Consider the following 18,357-nt stretch of genomic DNA (forward strand, 5'->3'; position numbering starts at 1 on the left):
CTTACGGAATTATGAAAAACGACCGTTGGTACAAGAGAATTGTCCGAAGAGGTATTCATTCAGTCAAACTGGAAGTTTTACTCGTGGCGATAGGACATAATTTATATAAATATCAGAAAAAAAAGATGAGAAACAGAACTGCCGCATAGATTCAAAAAAAGAATTTCTATGGGGTAGGGGAAGTGCGCTTTTTTCGCGTATGATTTCAGTCAACTATACACAATAAATGTAAAAAGGGAGATGCGAAAAAACTCAATCGAGTTTTTTCACATCCCCTTTTTATGAAGTGTGTTAATTATTATTTATTTTTAGCAAGTTTTTTGAACTCGTCCGCTACGAACTGAACTTTTGTACCGATAATAACCTGTACGGCAGTCTTTGAAGGTCTGATAACACCTGCAACACCTGCAGATTTGATCTTCTTCTCATCAACCTTTGTATAGTCCTTGATCTCAAGACGAAGTCTTGTGATACAGTTATCAATAGATGTAAGGTTTTCAGGACCGCCTACACCTTCTAAGATAATAGCTGCAACCGAGGTAAAGTCATCATTAGCTAAAACAGCCTTTTTCTCTTCTTCCTCATCATCCTCTCTACCCGGAGTCTTTAAATCAAACTTTGTGATAACAAAGCGGAAGATTGCATAGTATATTGCACCGTAAACCACGCCGATCGGAACCAAAAGAAGCGGATTTTGTGCAAACGGAGCTTTAAAGCTGAGTACCCAGTCAACAAGACCGGCACTGAAGTTAAATCCTGCTCTTATAGGAAGGAGTGCAACTACAGCAAGTGAAATACCTGTTAAAACAGCATGGATAACGTAAAGTACAGGTGCAAGGAACATAAATGCAAACTCAAGCGGCTCTGTAACACCTGTAAAGAATGATGAAAGAGCTGCGGCAAGTAAAAGACCGTAAGCGGCTTTCTTTCTTGCATCCTTAGCTGTGTGATACATAGCAAGAGCAGCGCCCGGAAGACCGAACATCATTACAGGGAAGAATCCTGACATATACATACCTGTCTGTCCAAGGACACCGCCTTCTGCGCTTCCCCAGAATTTACCGATATCATTGATACCTGCAACATCAAACCAGAATACAGAGTTAAGTGCATGGTGAAGTCCGAACGGAATCAAAAGTCTGTTGAGGAATCCGTAGATACCTGCACCTACAGCACCTGTGCTCAGAATTGCCTCACCGAAGCTTACCAATACACCATAAACAACAGGCCAGATAAAGAATAAAACAATAGCTGCAATAAGTGAAAAGCCTGCAGTAACGATAGCCACGCTTCTCTTACCGCTAAAGAAAGAGAGTGCATCAGGAAGCTTTGTTGTTTTAAACTTATTATAGCAAACAGCACCGATAAGACCGCAAATAATTCCGATAAACTGAGTCTGTGTCTTACCGAAAGCTGCAGGAACGGCATCAGCCTCAACGCCTGTAAACATAGCTACTGAACCCTTTGATAAAAGAGTTGTAACAACAAGCCATGAAACAAGACCTGCAAGTGCTGCGGCACCGTCACCGTCATCACTCATACCGACAGCAACACCTATGGCAAACAAGATAGCCATGTTGTCAATGATAGCACCGCCTGCCTTTAAAAGGAAAGCCGCTATTATGTTATTTCCACCCCAACCGGTAGGATCGATCCAATAACCGATACCCATCAAAATCGCCGCCACAGGAAGGCAGGCTACAGGAAGCATCAAAGACTTCCCAAGACGTTGTAAATACTTCATAAAAATTTCTCCTTAATGTTTAAGTTCATCCCTTTGCCGGCCGGTCAAAGAGAAAATTTATTATTTTGGTATTACTACCAATATTTCACTATCCTTAGTCACAGCTATATCTGTGATACTTTCAACCGATTTAAAATCCGGAGTATTGCAAACAAGCATCATGGTTATGGTTTTAAATCCTGCTGACTTTATTTTATCAAGATCTGCCTGTATAAGCGGATCTTTTGCTTTAACTCTATCCCCCGCTTTTACAAAGGAAGAGAATCCTTCACCGTTCATCTTTACGGTATCAAGCCCGATATGGATGAGAATTTCCTCACCTGTATCGGCTAATATGCTGACAGCGTGTAAGGTTTCAAAAACCATAGTTACCTTACCGTCAGCAGGAGAGGTTACAAGACCGTCATTTGGAACGATTGCAACTCCCTTTCCAAGCATCTCTGATGAAAATGTATCATCAGGAACCTCTTTTATAGAAACACTTTTTCCGCTCATAGGACTGAAAAATGTATTTTTCTTTTTCTTAAATAAACCGAACATATTTTACTCCTCTGCCATAGTTACTCTTTTTATATGAATTGCCAAGTAGGTCATTTCCATTCTTGTTATCTTTGAACGGGTTTCAACCTCAATATATTCTGCAATCCTTTTTCCGCATTCGAATTCTTCGGGATACTTTTCTTTCATCATATCCTCAAAAATTGTATCGTCGTCATGTAGCATCTCATTTCTGTAAAGTCTTTGAATAAGAAATTTTACATGAGTAACAAATCTTTCATAGTGGATAGAGTTTTCATTCAGCTCCACGTTCAATTCACTCTTTACAATGTCCATTATATCCCTCATAAGATGTGGAAGACTTAAAGTCTCCTTCATATGAGTGCTGTACTGCGCATTGACAAAATGAAGTGCAATAAAGCCTGCCTCCGAATCCGGAAGGGAAAGTCCTATTCTATCATCTATGAGTCTGAGTGTATAGAGTCCAAGGGCATATTCCTGAGGATAAAATCTTTTGATTTCCCACATCAGAGCATTCTCTGGAGTCATGCCTTCTTTAAATCGTTCAATGGCAAAATTCACATGGTCAACCAGAGTAAGATAAATGCTTTGGCTGAGCTTCAGCTTTTCCACATTGATTGCATATGAAATGACATCATCTGTAAGAGTTATCCTTTCAATAGGGATATCCGCAATCATATCCTGAAACTTAAGAAGCATTTCATTTTCCTTGATACGAAATACCTTTTCTATTTCAGATTCCGATAGAGCATCTCCTTTTTTTCTGCCGAAGCCTATACCCTTACCCATGGCAATAATTTCCTTGTTTTTATGGTCATGGGTTAAGACAATATTATTATTTATAATTTTTTCAATGATCATCGCACCACCATAAAGCAATAAAAAAAACCAAATAAACCATAGTACTATGGTAAATTCGGTCTTGCCTGCGTCTCAGTAACAATCCTAAAATATTAGAATTTATGTAAGTATTATGACAGAATTCTTAAGATAAATCAATCGGCAAAATGTAGGAATTATATTTCTAAAATTGGAGATAATAGATAAAGAATTGAGAATAAGAAATGAAAAGAGCAAAATTAAAGTATTAATTATTGCTAATAAACATTTTAAAAGCTAAAATACTTAATATAGCAATTCGTAAAATCTATTTATATCAGGAGGAATATGTTAGAAAAACTGAAAAAAGAGGTATATGAGGCAAATATGCTTTTGCCGAAATATGGTCTGGTGACATTTACATGGGGAAATGTATCGGGTATTGATGAAAGCGGAAAATACTTTGTAATAAAGCCCAGCGGAATAGAGTATGACAAACTTACACCTGATGATATGGTGGTAATGGATATTGACGGCAACCGTGTAGAAGGAAGATATAATCCTTCATCCGATACAAAGACACATCTTATACTGTATCAAAACTTTAAAGATATAGGTGGAGTCGTACATACTCATTCTCCATATGCAACGGGATTTGCACAGGCAGGATCGGATATTGCCTGTATGGGTACTACACAATGTGATTATTTCTATGGTGATATTCCATGTATAAGACATCTTACAAAAGAAGAGTTGGATGAGGATTATGAGCTTAACACAGGTAAGGTGATAGTGGAAACCTTCAAAGAAAGAAATATCAATCCTGTATATATACCGGGATGTATATGCCACAGCCATGGTCCTTTTGCATGGGGTAAGGATGCATATACGGCGGTACATAATGCAGTAGTAATGGAAGAAGTTGCGAAGATGAATTTATTTGCACTAAGTATAAATCCTGATGCGAAGAAAGCGCCGAAATATTTACAGGATAAGCATTTTTTGAGAAAGCATGGTAAGAATGCCTACTATGGCAACTAGGGGGAATATGGAAGTAAAAAAGATAATAGAAACAGGAGATATATTCTTGGGAATCGAGTTCGGCTCTACAAGAATAAAGGCTGTATTGACTGATAAAAACGGAGAAGTACTGGGAACAGGGATCCATGACTGGGAAAACAGCTTTTTACACGGTATTTGGACATATCCTCTGGATGAGATACTTTCAGGACTTTCAAGCTGTTATGCGAGTATAAAGTGGGATATAAAAGAAAAGTATGGAGTGACTCTAAAGCAGATAAAATACATGGGTATCAGTGCTATGATGCATGGATATATGGCATTTGATAAGGATATGAATCTGCTTGCTCCTTTTCAAACTTGGAGAAATTCAAATACCTGGGAAGCTGCAAAGGATTTAAGTGAAAGCTTTAAATTTAATATTCCGCTTAGATGGACAATAGCACATCTGTATCAGAGAATAATTGATGAAGAAGAGCATGTTGAGAAACTTGATTTTGTTACAACATTGTCATCCTATATTCATTACCTGCTTACAGGTGAAAAGAATATAGGTATAGGTGATGCTTCAGGTATATTCCCGATAGATTCTTCTACTATGGACTATGATGCATCAATGCTTAATATATTTGAAGAAAAGATTAAAAAGTACAAATTTCCATGGGAGATAAGAGAGATATTGCCAAAGGTAATGGTGGCAGGGCAGAGAGCCGGAGTACTCACAAAATTGGGTGCAAGCCTTTTAGATAAAGATGGAGACTTAAAAGAGGGCAGTATACTTTGCCCACCTGAGGGTGATGCGGGTACCGGAATGGTAGCAACCAACTCCATTAAAAAAGGTACAGGAAATATGTCTGCAGGTACAAGTATGTTTGCAATGCTTGTACTTGATAAGAAACTTAATGATTACTATGAGGAAATAGATATGGTGACTACACCGGCCGGAGATCCGGTGGCTATGTCACACGCAAATAACGGTACAAGTGATTTGAATGCATGGGTTGGCTTATTTAGAGAATTTTCAAAGCTTTTCGGTATAAATATTTCAGATGGAGAACTGTTTGAAAAACTCTATACAAATTCATTAAAAGGTAGCCCCGACTGTGGTAATCTGATGTCATTCGGATATTTTTCGGGAGAGGGTATTACGAAGCTAAATGAAGGAAGACCTTTATTTTTAAGAAGCCCTAAGAGTGAGTTCAATCTGGCAAACTTTATGAGAGCACATTTATACAGTTCACTTACAGCGGTTAAGGTGGGGCTTGATATCTTAACAGAGAAAGAGAATGTAAAGATAAAGAAAATGATGGGGCATGGAGGATTATTTAAAACCAAAGGAGTCGGACAAAGATATCTTTCTGCAGCTATCAATGCTCCTGTAGAAGTGTTTGAAACCGCAAGTGAAGGCGGTGCATGGGGAATAGCATTGCTGGCATTATATGTCAGCCGGGCGGATAAGTACAGCTTAGATGAGTTCCTGTCTAAGAAGATTTTTGACAAAAACAACGGAAGCGAAATTATGGCTGATGAAAAGGATGTGGAAGGATTTAAGACCTTTACTCAGAGATATTTGAATGCTGTAGATATTGAGAGGTTGAGCGTGGAAAAATTCGCTGAATAAAAATGTAAAGAGTTCCGTGATTTTTATAAAATCACAGAGCTCTTTTTTATTTCAATACAAACTTTTCTAAATGTGACTATTACTAAAAAAAGTTTTACTAGATATATATCTTATAGTGATATATAATAAGAAAGTAATAGAAAGTTTAAATCATAAATTAAATAAATTTTAATAGACGGCTTTAGGGGCTGTGCAGGGGAACGGTTTAGATGGGTGGAAAAGAATGCTCCACATATATAAATATAAACGTATTGTGGAGAATAGCAGCTTTTATAATATCAACAGTATTTTATATTTCGGTTTCGGTATATAACAAAGAGAATATAAATCTGATTATTTTTTTGGGGATGTCAGTCTCATGTGCATTAAGTTGCTGGCTGTATAAAAAGGTCTGTGAGAACAGAATGCACTTTAGGATTATGTTCGTTTTGGAAGTATTTGCTTATGGGATATTTATATTTCTTAGCGGAGGGTTCAACAGTCCGTATTTATGGTATGAAGTAAACTGCATTTTGTTGATGGTTGCTTTAGACAGAAATATTATAGTAACATTTATTGCCTGTATCTGGTGTTTATTTTGTGCCATAGCCGGAAAGAGTATAGAAAATTCGTCTTATCAGGATATCAATATTATTTTGGGCATGGGTATGCTTATGTGCGAGTTCTATATAATCCGTTATTATGTAGCATACATAGGGAAGCAAAATGAAGAACTTGAAAGTTTGAATACGGAGCTGACTAAAGAAAAGGAACTTAGTAACTATGCTTTTGTAATGTTGACGGAGTTGAGTGAAAGCTTTGGACTCTTTGCAATGACGGATCCGAAAAAAATCATGGAAAAGCTGTCAATGCTGCTTAGAAATAACAATTTGTATCGGGAATTTGTGCTTGTAAAATTTGAACGTGATGATTTTCCTGAGATTATAGAGAGCTGCGGTATTGAAAAAGATGTATATGATGACATATCGGAAAAGGTAAAGTTTCAAGATGAATACACCGGTAATGGTGAGAATGTAGAAATATTAAAAATAGAGTCATCCGGTAATACTTATGAATTAATAAAAATAGGAGAGACCGATTATCTAAGCGGTATTTTGATAAGGCGTGCATCGGAGTTGCATGATGACGGAAAGGATTTCTACTTACAGTTGATAAAGACGGTATTCAATAATCTGGATACCTACGCCCAAATAGAAAGATATGTAGCTGTAGAGGAACAAAATCGTATTGCAAATGAAATACATGACACTGTAATACAGAAACTTTTCGGCATTACCTGTAATCTTGCGGTATTGGAAAGTAAGGTGAAGGCGGATGTAGAAAAAAAAGATATTATAGAGTCCATACATATACTGAAAAAATCTGTAGAGAGCACGATGGCGGAGCTTAGAGAAAGTATCTACGGAAAAAGATTCAAGGATAATATAAATACATTTATTCATGCGCTATATGCATATATGGAGGAACTTGAAAGGCTTAATGATGTAAAGATAAATTTAAATTTGGATGAAGAAGCGGATTATATAAAGATAGCGCAAAAGATAGCTCTATACAGAGTTGCATGTGAGGCTGTGAATAATGCTATAAAACATGGTAAGTCAAAAAATATAAATATCGAATTAAAAATGCAATCAGACACTGTAGAGCTTTTGATAGAAGATGACGGAACAGGTTTTTCAAGAGAGGATAAAAACTTCTCAGAAGGTAACGGATTGAGAAATATGCGAAATATAGCCGTTTTATTAAAAGGATATTTGAGTGTGGTATATGACAATAAAAAAGGCGTTAGAGTTAAACTTAGTTTGCCGAGATAACAGGAGGACGGAATATGGTACTTGTTTTAGACGATCACCCTATTGCAAGACAGGGACTGGAATCAATTATAAAACTTCATAAGCCGGAGGAGGAAACCTTGCAGGCGGGCACTGTCGGTGAAGCCATCGATTTGGTAGAGCATAAACCGGTAGATATGGCATTTGTGGATTTGCATTTACATAATGAGAGCGGATTTGAATTTTTGGAGTGGGTACAAAGACATGATAAAGCTATAAAGACATTTGTAATAACTTCATCTTCAAGTGAAAGTGATTTTGTAAAGGCAAAAAATCTCGGGATAGACGCGTATGTATTAAAAGATGCGTTTATAGACGATATTATGTATAGCCTTAAAGTTGTTGACAGGGGAGGAAAGTTCTATTCTTCAGACCTGGTTGACAATATGGGGAGCTTTACGGAAGAAGAAAAAAAGATAGAAGCTCTGACAAAAAGAGAACTGGAAGTCGCACTGCTTTTAAGAGAGGGCTATACAAATGCAAAAATTGCAGAGGACTTGTTTGTATCTGAAGGTACTGTAAAGAAACATATTTCAAATATATTCGGTAAGCTTGATATGTACAGCAGAACGGAAGTATTGGTATTTGTTGAACGAAATATTGAAAAATTTGAACTGGCATTTAATTTGGCTGAAACAAGCCATAATTTATAAAAATCATATATAGGATAGGAGAGTTATGCACAGTAATAGAAAGTTTTTAAAGAAACCGTTTGTTTTTTTGATTTTATTTTTCGGATTGGCGGCAATAGGCGGAGCTTATTCAAGCTGGCATTCCGCTTTATCAGCAGAAATGAAGATGACGAGCGGAGTTATGGATATATTATTTGCCGGAAATTCCGATGAGAAGTATTCGGTGTATCTGACTGATGAAAGCGGAAATAATGAAACTTTGATAGATGCCGAGTTCAGTACAACAGATAAGGAAGTTGAGATTACATTTACTGAGGGTTTGCCTGTGAATTCATTACTTGAGGGAAAGCTCTTGAAATTGGATTTTCCTCTTACAACCTCACAAGGAAGTACCGTAAATAAATTAAATTATACAAAGCTTGATATGACAAAGACAGGAGAGGACTTGGAGTTGAAAGCGGATAAGGCTGTGCTTGCATATGAAGGAGCGGCATATTCTCTTGGAGAAGATGAGGCTGCTTTTATGCAACCTCTACAGTTTGAAGTATATAAGACTTTGAGTGAAGAAGGAAAAGATGAGTTTAGCGGACAGATTTATCTGAAACTCAAGGCGGAAAGCGTGGAAAAAATACTTGAACTGCCGGTAAGTTTCATTATAAACAGTGAGAAAATGCAGGAAAGCCTTGATCTTGATTTTAATGAAGGAAACCTTGTAGCTTCAGTAGGAAACGGCGTAGTGGTGACATATTCCTGTGAGATACCTTTTGATGTATTTCAGGGAGGATCTAAAGTGCAGGACGACGGTAAATAGGAGAGGAATATGAAAAAAAGAATTTGTTTATGTATAGCCGCATCGGCAATGGCTTTAATATTCTGCTTGACTTCATGGGCATACTGGAAGGATGAGCTGAAGGTAAAGGCCAATGTTGCCTTTGCTTATGAAGCACAAATAGAAGTAAAAGAAGAAGCGGTTCAAAAAGAAAGCAAGGCGGATGAGGGGGCGATTTCAAAAGAGGAGAATGAAGATATGGTTAAAAAATCCGAACAAAGAGATAATATCAAACCTGATCAAAGGGACCTCGTTATAAGACCTAAAAAGTCTAAAGAAATTACACAGGAACCCGAGAAATCTTTAGGTGAAGATAATTCTGAGAACATTACTGAATCCAAATGATATGAAAAAGATAAGCCTTGAAAAAAGATATATTATTTATGCAAGTGTACTTTTACTATGTGTAATAATTCCGGCCTTACCATATATTAAAGTAAAGACCTTAGAGACGCCTTTTATTGTGTCTTTATACTGGTGCATACTGATAGGCATTATGCTTTTTATTTTACCATGGCTTTATATACCGGTAAAAAATCCTGCAAGCAGATATCTTGTAGGATACGGTTTATCAGGGGGAATAATATTTATAGCACTGAAATTTGTGCCCGGGGTCTTTATGAAAAAACTGGGAGCCAGTCCCTATGATACATCAATTTCAGGAATACTTGTAAATGCATTGACGATAATACCGGCAATAACAGCAAAGGAAATGATAAGGTATTACTCTTTTGCATCGGCATGTAAAACCTTAAAACATAAGAGAACAGCTATATTTTTAATAACAATAATAATGTGTCTTGTTGAAATCAATTTTGGAAATCTTTTGTCAATAAAAGAGTTTAAAGAGTTGTTTATATACAGTACACAGATTTTATTGCCGATAGCGGCAAAGAATATACTTATGTCGGTATTTGTATTTTATGGAGGTGTGCTGTCAAGCGTAGTGTATATCGGGATAATACAGCTTTTTGAAAAATGCTTTCCGGTATTGCCTGAATTATCGTGGCTTCTTGACGGTGCCATAGGAATGGTTTTTCCGATAGTCTATGCCATGTTTATATCGGATCATGTTTTTGCAACTGCAAGAAAGAGAAGTGAAGATAAAAAAAGCGATGTGATGTATCTGATTTCACTTTTAGTTGCAACAGCCTTTGCCTGGTTTTGTGTGGGAGTTTTTCCGGTATATCCTTCTGTAATACTTACAGGAAGCATGGAGCCTCTAATAATGCCCGGAGATGTGGTACTGGTACATAAAATATCAAATGAAGATGAAATATATGAACTTTCGAAAGGTGATATTATAAACTTTAAGCGCGGGAATATCATAATAACTCATAGAATTAAAGAAGTATTTAAAGATGAAGCGGGGAATGTAAGTTTTGAGACTAAGGGCGATAACAATAATGCGGTTGATGAAGATAAGGTACAACCAAATGATATAAGAGGTACAGTGATAAAAGTTGTACCTAAGATCGGTTTGCCGACATTGATACTGAAAGGACAGGATAAAATTCCGGAGGGAGTTATAGACAACTGATGAAGAAAATCATAAAAGATAACAGGAAAAAGACAAAAGATGTACATACCTTGGAGCAGGATAAAAAAGATGATTTTAAGCTGACAAAAAATACAAGATTTTTTCTATATGTTTTAGGCGGTATATTGTGTCTTGTAAGTGCGATACTCTTATTTATAAATATAAGACCACATACCCGAACAGAGGAAGTGGTTGTAAATTCCTATAACATAACAACAGGTGCCTCTTATAGGGTACATCTGAAAGAAAACAATGTTTTTGAAGAAGAATTTCTGGAAGAAGGAAGAGTATATCCAAGTGCAATTACAGATTTTATAAATATTGATTTTAAATCGGAACTTGCTATGACAAATGCTTTAAGCATATCCGGAGATTATATTATACGGGCTGTACTTGAAGGGTATCAAACAGGAAAAGATGAAGAGAAGGTTCCGGTGTATGAAAAAATATATCCTATTATTGAGGGCAGGGTTATTGAGAGTGTTACAAGCAGCTCCTCAATAAATGAAAGTCTGAGTATAGACAGAGCGGCATACAGAAATTATGCACAGGAGATAGAAAATGTACTTGGCGGAGAAACTGGAAAGGATTTCTACGTTGAGCTTAGCGGAAAGTATATTGTGGACGGAGAGGAAAAGCCGTTTTCATACAGAATTGATATACCTATAAACAATGATAAGTTCTATGAAATAAGAAAGGCCGAGCCGGTGGAGGACAGCGGTGATATTAAAGAATCAAATCTTGTTAATGTTATGCCTGCTTTCAGTTCTTATGCGATATTTATATTATTACTTTTTGTAGCTGCCGGTATTCTTGTATTTGTAAGATTCTTTACTGCAAATATGGAGGGAAAAGAACTTGAACAAAAGAAACTTTCAGAGTTGATGAGAAAGTACGGCAGCAGAATGGTTTGTATTGAAAATCTGCCCGATATTTCGCAAAAGTCTGAAATAAGAGTAAAAAGTATTACAGATCTGATAGAATTGGCAGATGAAATCAGAGAGCCTGTACTTTATATTGAAGGTGAAAAAGAGCTGCCTAAGGACGGTAAGATATATATCCTTTCAAAGGATTATATATACTTCTTTGAGAGTAAAGTTTAGACTTGATTATTCATATACTACTTTAGTGGTAGTTCAAATTATGACTTGAGTACATTTTATTAATGTAACAAATGCTATACAATTAGAGCATAAGTGAAAAACGAGAAAACATCCGTTTTTCAAAAGTTGAAATCATGATTCACAATTTAATATCCGATTTTTAGGAGGAAAAGATGAGAAAATCAAGAAGAAACACATTAGTTGGTGGAATAGTAGCATTAGGATTGGTATTGGCAGGAACAGGTTATGCGTATTGGACAGATTCATTAAACGTAACAACTAAGGCAACAACCGGAGATTTCGGTGTAAGATTCGTTGACCTCGGATTATACGGACAGTACTCAGATGAGACAATGAAGGGTGCAGGATGGTCAATCGTAGACGGTATAGATGAGTCAGGATTCGTTGGAGATCAGTTCTTCTTAAGAGGTCCTAAGGATTACAACAGTATTGCGGCACCGGGAACAGTTGATGCTTACAAAGACAGAGCAAAGGGATACAACAGTGTTGATTTCAATGCAGAGCTTGTAGATAAAGAGGGATTATCAAAGAAGGTAGGCCCTTACAATAAGGCGGTTACAGACGCAAGCGGTAAGATTCAGATAACAGTTGACAATATGTATCCGGGATATGCACAGGTATTCCGTTCAGATATCGTAAATGTCGGTGATATCGCAGCAAAGCTCAGCAATATTAAGTTTGAGGCAAAGACACTTGATAAGAAAGATATGGGAAATCTTGAGGATATGATCGGTGTTGCCGTATATATTCACAGAGAGCAGTACAATCCTAAGAATACAGGAAATGAAGATACATTCAAACTTGCTAAGGCTGTAGCAAGCGAAGTACCTAATGATGACAGATTCTTCACAGTTGGCGGTGTTGACTTTGTTAGATTGTCAGCTCTTGATGATGTAGACTTAAAGCAGGCTTTACAGAACAATATTATTAAGTGTGCACCTGCTACAGATCAAAGACTTGATATTTTCGTTGGTGTAGCTATGGATCCTGATGCAAAGGGTGTTTACACAACAGGTACAACAGAGAACAGAACAGATAAAGATGATAAGTTAAGCCAGGGCAAGGGCGTTCAGCTTTCAATGGATCTTCTTTGGGATCAGTTCAATGCAGGCAAGGATGCAGGAACAACAAATATCTTGGTAAACCAGAATAAGGCTGCTAAGTAATAACAAAAAAGTAATAGAAAAGGCTTTGACATCAGGGACGGGTTGAAATTCAACCCGTCTTTTTGCGTGAGAAACGCTATTTGCCAACCGGATATTTTTGATATAAAATAGTTATACAACACTAATACATGGAGGCCCTATGAATTACAAATTTCACTACAAGAATACAGCTTTTGAGTTGTTTAAGTTGTCTTTCTTTTTTCTATATTCTTCACTTGCGGGAATCGTGAATATTATTTTTACGTTTGCAATGCTTGCGCTTATAATTTCAAGATGGCATGAAGCCAATAATTTTCTCAGAGCAATACTTGTCTTTGCCGTACTTTTCTTCGTGCTCTTTCAACCTTTTATGATGTATAACAGGGCGAGAGGGAATGTAAATACTCTTAAGGAACTGACACTTGAAATTGGTGAAAAAGGAATAACCGTAGAGGTGGAGGGTAAGCACGAGTATATTGACTGGAGTAGAGTCAAAGCCGGAAAGAGATTTCCGGGTATGCTTATAATTTTCACCGACAATACAAACGGATATATTCTGACAAAGAGAATTGTAGGTAAAGATTACAAAAAAATATTTAATGATATTTTGGGAAAAATAAAAAGATGAAAAGAAAACTGATATGGTTTTTTATCATTTCCGTTATGATTATTAATACTTCATGCGTGAGAAAAAATCCGGCTACCGAGTATGTTTTTACATATGCGGAAAACCACCCGAAGGATTATCCGACTACACTGGGAGCATTTGAATTTGCAAGACTTGTAGAGGAAAAGAGCAAGGGGAGAATAGTAATAGAAGTAGTATATGACGGAAAGCTTGGAGACGAGCTGAGTGTTATAAAACAGCTGAAGTTTGGAGGAATTGATTTTACCAGAGCATCTATTTCACCGCTCTCAAACGATATTGAGGTTTTGAATGTTTTGCAGATGCCTTATTTATACAGGGATGAGGAGCATATGTGGAATGTACTTTACAGCGAGATAGGCGATGAAATCCTTGCACAGTTTGAGGGTTCCGGCATTGAGCCTTTATCATTTTATACTGCCGGTGCGAGAAACTTCTATAACAATGTAAGACCGATAGAAGATATATCGGATCTGTCGGGATTAAAAATCAGAGTGCAACAATCAGACCTTATGAAGGATATGATTAGAGCTTTGGGAGCTGAGCCGGTGGCACAGGAGTACAGTCTGGTTTACGCTTCTCTTGAAAGAGGTGTGATAGACGGTGCGGAGAATAATATTCCGTCTTATATATCGGCAATGCATTATCAATATGCGAAATATTACACAAAGGATGAGCATACCAGAGTTCCGGAAATGCAACTTTGCTCTGATGTGACATGGAGTAAACTTTCAGAAGAAGACAGGGCAATTATAAAAGAGGCTGCCATAGAGAGCAGTATTTATGAGAGAGAAATCTGGGCAAAACAGGAAAAGATATATGAGAAGGAGCTTGTCGATAAAGGTATAGAGATAAATACTTTATCAGGTGAGGATAGAGCAAATTTCAAGAAAATCTTGGAGCCCCTTTATGAAAAATACTGCAAGGACTATATGGACTTGATAAATAGAATAAATGAAAAGTGAGGTAGTATATGCAAAAGTTTAATTATTATTCACCTACAAGGATTGTTTTCGGAGCAGGAACAAGGAATGACATAGGAAATTTAATAAAAGAGTTCGGAGTAAAGAAGGTTGCAGTTATCTTTGGCGGAAACAGTGCAAAGAAAAGCGGTCTGCTTGATTTGGTAGAAGAAAAGATAAAGTCTGAAGGTATAGATGTACTCTTACTTGGAGGTGTGGTGCCGAATCCGCTTTTAAGTAAAGCAAAGGAGATGACAAAGGAGGCCGTAAAGTTCGGAGCCGAGTTTGTACTGGCGGTAGGCGGCGGAAGTGTAATAGATACCGCAAAGTTTGTTGCAATAGGTGTGGCAAGTCCCGATACCGATATAGAAGAGTTTTTCTTTCAAAGAAAGAAGGTGGAAAAATCTCTTCCGATAGGTACAGTTTTGACTATTGCCGCAGCGGGTTCCGAGACCAGTGACTCAGCCGTACTTACCGATGATGTAACCGGAAGCCATATAAAGAAGGGAATTACAACTGATTTTAACAGATGTAAGTTTGCGATAATGGATCCGGAGCTTACATATTCTTTACCTAAGTATCAGATAGGTGCCGGTGTGGCAGATATCTTCATGCACACATCTGAGAGATATTTTACTAATATTCTGGGAAACCATTTGACTGATGAGATGGCTGAGGGACTCTTTAGAGATATTATAAAATTCGGACCGAAGGCTGTAAAAAATCCAACCGACTATGAAGCTATGAGTGAAGTTATGTGGTGCGGAAGTGTATCACATATTGGTCTTACAGGTCTTGGAGCTAAAGGTGATACTCCAAGAGACGGTGACTGGTCATGCCATCAGCTTGGAATGGCTCTTTCAGCGCTCTTTGACTCCACACATGGTGCAACTCTAAGTGCGATTTGGGCTTCTTGGGCAAACTATGTAAAGAATGAAAATATAGAGCGATTTGCAAATTTTTCAAGAAAGGTATATGGAGTAGTTGAGACTGATGATAAAAAGGCGGCTGATATAGGTATTGAAAAGACTGTTGAGTTTTTCAAATCTGTCGGAATGCCTGTAAGTTTACATGAGCTTCTTAACAGAGAGGTAAGTGAAAAAGACTGTGAGGACTTGGCAATAAACTGTTCCTACAAGAAATCAAGAAGTATAGGAAGTTTTAAATCACTCGATTATAATGATATGTATAATATCTATATGGCTGCAAGATAATGTAAAAAGAAGGCTTTAGGAGTTGTATAAAGCCTTCTTTTCCTTTTTTCAGTATCTCCACTTAAGTAATCCGTACTTGGATATATATGAGTTGTGGTATCTGCCGTCTGTTGTAACATCTTCTCCGAACCATTCAGGCGGGGTGAAATTATCGGCTTCTTCAACCGAGTTAAACTCCACCTCTACAAGTTTGAGGCTGTCAAGGTCACCTTTAAATATATCAAGCTCCGCTATGAGATTGTTTTTTAGCGGAATTTTATATCTGCTTTTTGATATAATTATACCGTCACATTTTTTAATCAGATGATTAAAAGATTCTTCGTCCAGAGGAAGATTATATTCGCTTCGTGACAGCAATCCGCTTCCTTTATAAGTAAGAACATAATCATCATTTTCTTTTCTTATCCTGACTACGGGATTTGTATTTAAATACCCTTGAGTCATTTCTACCCTCTCATAGTTATCAAGATTATCGGGCATTTCTTTTACAAGAAATTTTCTTTCTATTTCTATATTTTCCATAGTACTCCTTCGTATTATAAGTTGATTCTGTTTAATAAATTGACTTATGCTTAAATTATAAGCCTGTTCCGGTTCAAAATCAGTATACATAATTTTTTGTACTAATTAAAGAAAATATTTAAATATAACAGACATAGAAATATTGTAGACTTAAGCCATATTTGTTATAATATTCGTGCCTTTAATATATAAAGTGTAGGAATTTTTTGGAGGAATTATGAATAATACATTTTTAATTGTTGCAATTGTAGTGGTAGTTTGGGCGGTGCTCTTTGTTATTATGATGAGCTTTAATAAAAAGAGACAGGCAAAGGCTAATGAATTTAATAATGAGAATAGAGACAGAGCCATTGTACATCTGTATGGAAAAGATTTAAAGATTGACGGAAATGATATTTCACATTTTGATACAACTACCGGTGAGAGTCTGGAAAAGGTTGTAGCGCTTGATGCCGGTAAACATAGCTTTGAGGGTGTTTTTGAAACTACGGCGGTAGGCGCAGCAGGAAAAAATATAAATATAAAGACAGAAAATTTACAGTTTGAAGTGGATTTGCAGAGCGGACATATTTACTCGGCAGGTATATATGATTATTATCCTGAGGATAGAGAGCGCTATGTAAAGGAATATAGCAGCAGGGTGGAGGATATTCTTGTGATGCCTTTAAGTCTTTACAAGGAGAGTGATTACGCAAGAGGCTGCCTTGTAGTAACATGCGATAAGTAATTTTAATTCTAAAACTTTTTAATGACTGTTGTATGAGATTTATCTTTATGATATAATGGTTAATTAGATATGCCTCTTTAGGCATTTATGAAACAAGGAGAAACTTTAATGAGCGTAGAAGTACAAAAATTAGAAAAAAATATGGCAAAGCTTACAGTCACAGTAGAAGCTAAAGAATTTGATAAGGCTATAGCTGATTCCTTTAAGAGAAATAAAAATAAATTCAATGTTCCGGGATTTAGAAAAGGACATGTTACACAGGAAGTTTTTGAGAAGATGTACGGTTCTGAGAATTTGATTCCTGATGCTATAGACTTTATGCTTGACGCAACATATCCAAGCGCAGTAAGAGACAGTGAGCTTGAGATCGTTTCAAGACCACAGATAGAGATTAAGAATGCTAAAAAAGGCGAAGATTTCGTATACGAGGCATTGGTTGCAGTTAAGCCTGCAGTAACTCTCGGTGAGTACAAGGGCATCGAAGTAAAGAAGGCTGACGAAGTTGTTAATGACGATGATATAGCAAGTGCATTAAAGAGCGAGCAGGAGAAGAATGCAAGACTTATCACTGTTGAGGGAAGAGCTGTAGAAAGCGGAGACAATATTTCACTTGATTTCGAGGGAAGCATTGATGGAGTTCCTTTTGACGGCGGTAAGGGAGAGGATTATCCTCTTGTTATCGGTTCAGGTGCATTTATTCCGGGATTTGAAGATCAGATTATCGGACACAATGTCGGAGAGGCTTTTGATGTAAATATCACTTTCCCTGAGAACTATCAGATGAAGGACCTTGCAGGTAAGGCTGCAGTATTTGCTTGTACCGTAAAGGAAATTAAGAAGAAAGAGCTTCCTGAGCTTGATGATGATTTCGCAAGCGAGATCAGCGAGTTTGATACAATGGCCGAGTACAAGGAAGATTTAAAGAAGCAGCTTTCAGAGGCTAAGGCAAAGAGAGCGGCTACAGAGAATGAGAATGCTGTTGTGGACAAGTTGATTGAGACTTCCACTATGGACATTCCTGAGCCTATGGTTGAGGCACAGGTTGAAGGACTTGTGGCAGACTATGGCAGAAGAATGGAGAGCCAGGGTATTACACTTGATCAGTACCTTCAGATCACAGGTATGACAAAGGCCGATTTAAACAATCAGTTCAAGCCTCAGGCATTAAAGCAGATTAAGACAAGACTTGTACTTGAGGAAGTTGCAAAGGCTGAGAATATTACCGTAAGTGAGGCTGAGATAGATGAAGAGCTTCAGAAGATAGCAGATTCCTATAAGATGGACTTGGAAAAGATTAAAGGATTCTTTGGCGAGAACGAGAGAAAGCAGATGACTGATGATCTTGCAGTTCAAAAAGCTATTGACTTTTTAGTAGAAAATGCTAAATTAGTATAAACCAATTTAAAAATAAGTCAGCCATAAGGCTGGCTTATTGGAGTATTAAAGGATTTTAAAAAATCC

General features: G+C 37.0%; 19 protein-coding genes. 15 read left to right on the plus strand and 4 right to left on the minus strand.

Annotated features, from left to right (window positions below):
• Positions 1-149, plus strand: a 149-nt coding sequence (locus HMPREF1135_RS14480; protein WP_007595403.1) for a transposase, incomplete at its 5' end; no start/stop codon positions are given.
• A gap of 149 nt (positions 150-298) precedes the next feature.
• Here HMPREF1135_RS14480 and nagE read toward each other — a convergent pair.
• Genes nagE through licT form a run of 3 tightly spaced genes read right to left on the minus strand, consistent with a single transcriptional unit; the run spans position 299 to position 3,124 of the window.
• A complete protein-coding gene (gene nagE, locus HMPREF1135_RS11615) occupies positions 299-1,744 on the minus strand; it encodes an N-acetylglucosamine-specific PTS transporter subunit IIBC (protein WP_007595404.1) in 1,446 nt (481 codons plus the stop codon).
• A gap of 60 nt (positions 1,745-1,804) precedes the next feature.
• The gene (locus HMPREF1135_RS11620) at positions 1,805-2,284 is read right to left on the minus strand and encodes a PTS sugar transporter subunit IIA (RefSeq protein WP_007595405.1); all 480 of its coding nucleotides are present in this window, start codon (positions 2,282-2,284) and stop codon (positions 1,805-1,807) included.
• 3 nt (positions 2,285-2,287) lie between these two features.
• Positions 2,288-3,124, minus strand: coding sequence for a BglG family transcription antiterminator LicT (licT, locus tag HMPREF1135_RS11625; RefSeq protein ID WP_007595407.1), 837 nt, complete (start codon positions 3,122-3,124; stop codon positions 2,288-2,290).
• A 306-nt stretch (positions 3,125-3,430) separates the two neighbouring features.
• On the opposite strand from licT, the gene HMPREF1135_RS11630 reads away from it, so the two are divergent.
• The 12 genes from HMPREF1135_RS11630 to HMPREF1135_RS11685 all read left to right on the plus strand — a co-directional run bounded on the left by HMPREF1135_RS11630 (position 3,431) and on the right by HMPREF1135_RS11685 (position 15,647).
• Entirely contained in the window at positions 3,431-4,123 is a 693-nt protein-coding gene (locus HMPREF1135_RS11630; RefSeq protein ID WP_007595408.1) for an L-ribulose-5-phosphate 4-epimerase, read from the plus strand.
• Positions 4,124-4,130: 7 nt separating this feature from the next.
• Positions 4,131-5,723 carry a xylulokinase gene (locus HMPREF1135_RS11635; protein WP_034243179.1) on the plus strand — a complete coding sequence of 531 codons (1,593 nt, stop codon included), beginning with the start codon at positions 4,131-4,133 and terminating at the stop codon, positions 5,721-5,723.
• Between the two features lie 209 nt (positions 5,724-5,932).
• Positions 5,933-7,537 carry a sensor histidine kinase gene (locus tag HMPREF1135_RS11640; RefSeq protein ID WP_007595410.1) on the plus strand — a complete coding sequence of 535 codons (1,605 nt, stop codon included), beginning with the start codon at positions 5,933-5,935 and terminating at the stop codon, positions 7,535-7,537.
• Positions 7,538-7,551: 14 nt separating this feature from the next.
• Positions 7,552-8,208 (plus strand): response regulator transcription factor, encoded by a 657-nt coding sequence (locus HMPREF1135_RS11645; protein WP_007595411.1) that lies wholly within the window; start codon positions 7,552-7,554, stop codon positions 8,206-8,208.
• A 25-nt stretch (positions 8,209-8,233) separates the two neighbouring features.
• Positions 8,234-8,998 carry a hypothetical protein gene (locus HMPREF1135_RS11650; RefSeq protein ID WP_007595412.1) on the plus strand — a complete coding sequence of 255 codons (765 nt, stop codon included), beginning with the start codon at positions 8,234-8,236 and terminating at the stop codon, positions 8,996-8,998.
• A 9-nt stretch (positions 8,999-9,007) separates the two neighbouring features.
• Positions 9,008-9,361 carry a hypothetical protein gene (locus HMPREF1135_RS11655; RefSeq protein WP_007595413.1) on the plus strand — a complete coding sequence of 118 codons (354 nt, stop codon included), beginning with the start codon at positions 9,008-9,010 and terminating at the stop codon, positions 9,359-9,361.
• A gap of 1 nt (position 9,362) precedes the next feature.
• Entirely contained in the window at positions 9,363-10,556 is a 1,194-nt protein-coding gene (locus HMPREF1135_RS11660; protein ID WP_034243181.1) for a signal peptidase I, read from the plus strand.
• Positions 10,556-11,659, plus strand: coding sequence for a DUF5305 domain-containing protein (locus HMPREF1135_RS11665; protein WP_007595415.1), 1,104 nt, complete (start codon positions 10,556-10,558; stop codon positions 11,657-11,659). The genes HMPREF1135_RS11660 and HMPREF1135_RS11665 overlap by 1 nt, the downstream gene beginning before the upstream one ends.
• A 173-nt stretch (positions 11,660-11,832) precedes the next feature.
• On the plus strand, positions 11,833-12,846 hold the full coding sequence (locus HMPREF1135_RS11670; protein ID WP_007595416.1) for a hypothetical protein: 1,014 nt from the start codon (positions 11,833-11,835) through the stop codon (positions 12,844-12,846).
• A 139-nt stretch (positions 12,847-12,985) separates the two neighbouring features.
• Positions 12,986-13,453 (plus strand): YcxB family protein, encoded by a 468-nt coding sequence (locus tag HMPREF1135_RS11675; protein ID WP_007595417.1) that lies wholly within the window; start codon positions 12,986-12,988, stop codon positions 13,451-13,453.
• On the plus strand, positions 13,450-14,436 hold the full coding sequence (locus HMPREF1135_RS11680; protein ID WP_007595418.1) for a TRAP transporter substrate-binding protein: 987 nt from the start codon (positions 13,450-13,452) through the stop codon (positions 14,434-14,436). Before HMPREF1135_RS11675 ends, HMPREF1135_RS11680 begins: the two co-directional genes overlap by 4 nt.
• A gap of 8 nt (positions 14,437-14,444) precedes the next feature.
• Positions 14,445-15,647 carry an iron-containing alcohol dehydrogenase gene (locus HMPREF1135_RS11685; protein WP_007595420.1) on the plus strand — a complete coding sequence of 401 codons (1,203 nt, stop codon included), beginning with the start codon at positions 14,445-14,447 and terminating at the stop codon, positions 15,645-15,647.
• Positions 15,648-15,695: 48 nt separating this feature from the next.
• Here HMPREF1135_RS11685 and HMPREF1135_RS11690 read toward each other — a convergent pair whose 3' ends face one another.
• Positions 15,696-16,169: a CYTH domain-containing protein gene (locus tag HMPREF1135_RS11690; protein WP_007595422.1), complete on the minus strand. Its 474-nt coding sequence runs from the start codon at positions 16,167-16,169 to the stop codon at positions 15,696-15,698.
• A gap of 217 nt (positions 16,170-16,386) precedes the next feature.
• Between HMPREF1135_RS11690 and HMPREF1135_RS11695 the strand changes: the two genes are divergently transcribed.
• Positions 16,387-16,896 (plus strand): hypothetical protein, encoded by a 510-nt coding sequence (locus tag HMPREF1135_RS11695; RefSeq protein ID WP_007595424.1) that lies wholly within the window; start codon positions 16,387-16,389, stop codon positions 16,894-16,896.
• 108 nt (positions 16,897-17,004) lie between these two features.
• The gene (gene tig, locus HMPREF1135_RS11700; RefSeq protein WP_007595425.1) at positions 17,005-18,291 is read left to right on the plus strand and encodes a trigger factor; all 1,287 of its coding nucleotides are present in this window, start codon (positions 17,005-17,007) and stop codon (positions 18,289-18,291) included.
• The last annotated feature ends 66 nt before the right edge of the window (positions 18,292-18,357 follow it).

Source organism: Lachnoanaerobaculum sp. OBRC5-5, from assembly GCF_000296385.1.
Lineage (GTDB): Bacteria > Bacillota > Clostridia > Lachnospirales > Lachnospiraceae > Lachnoanaerobaculum.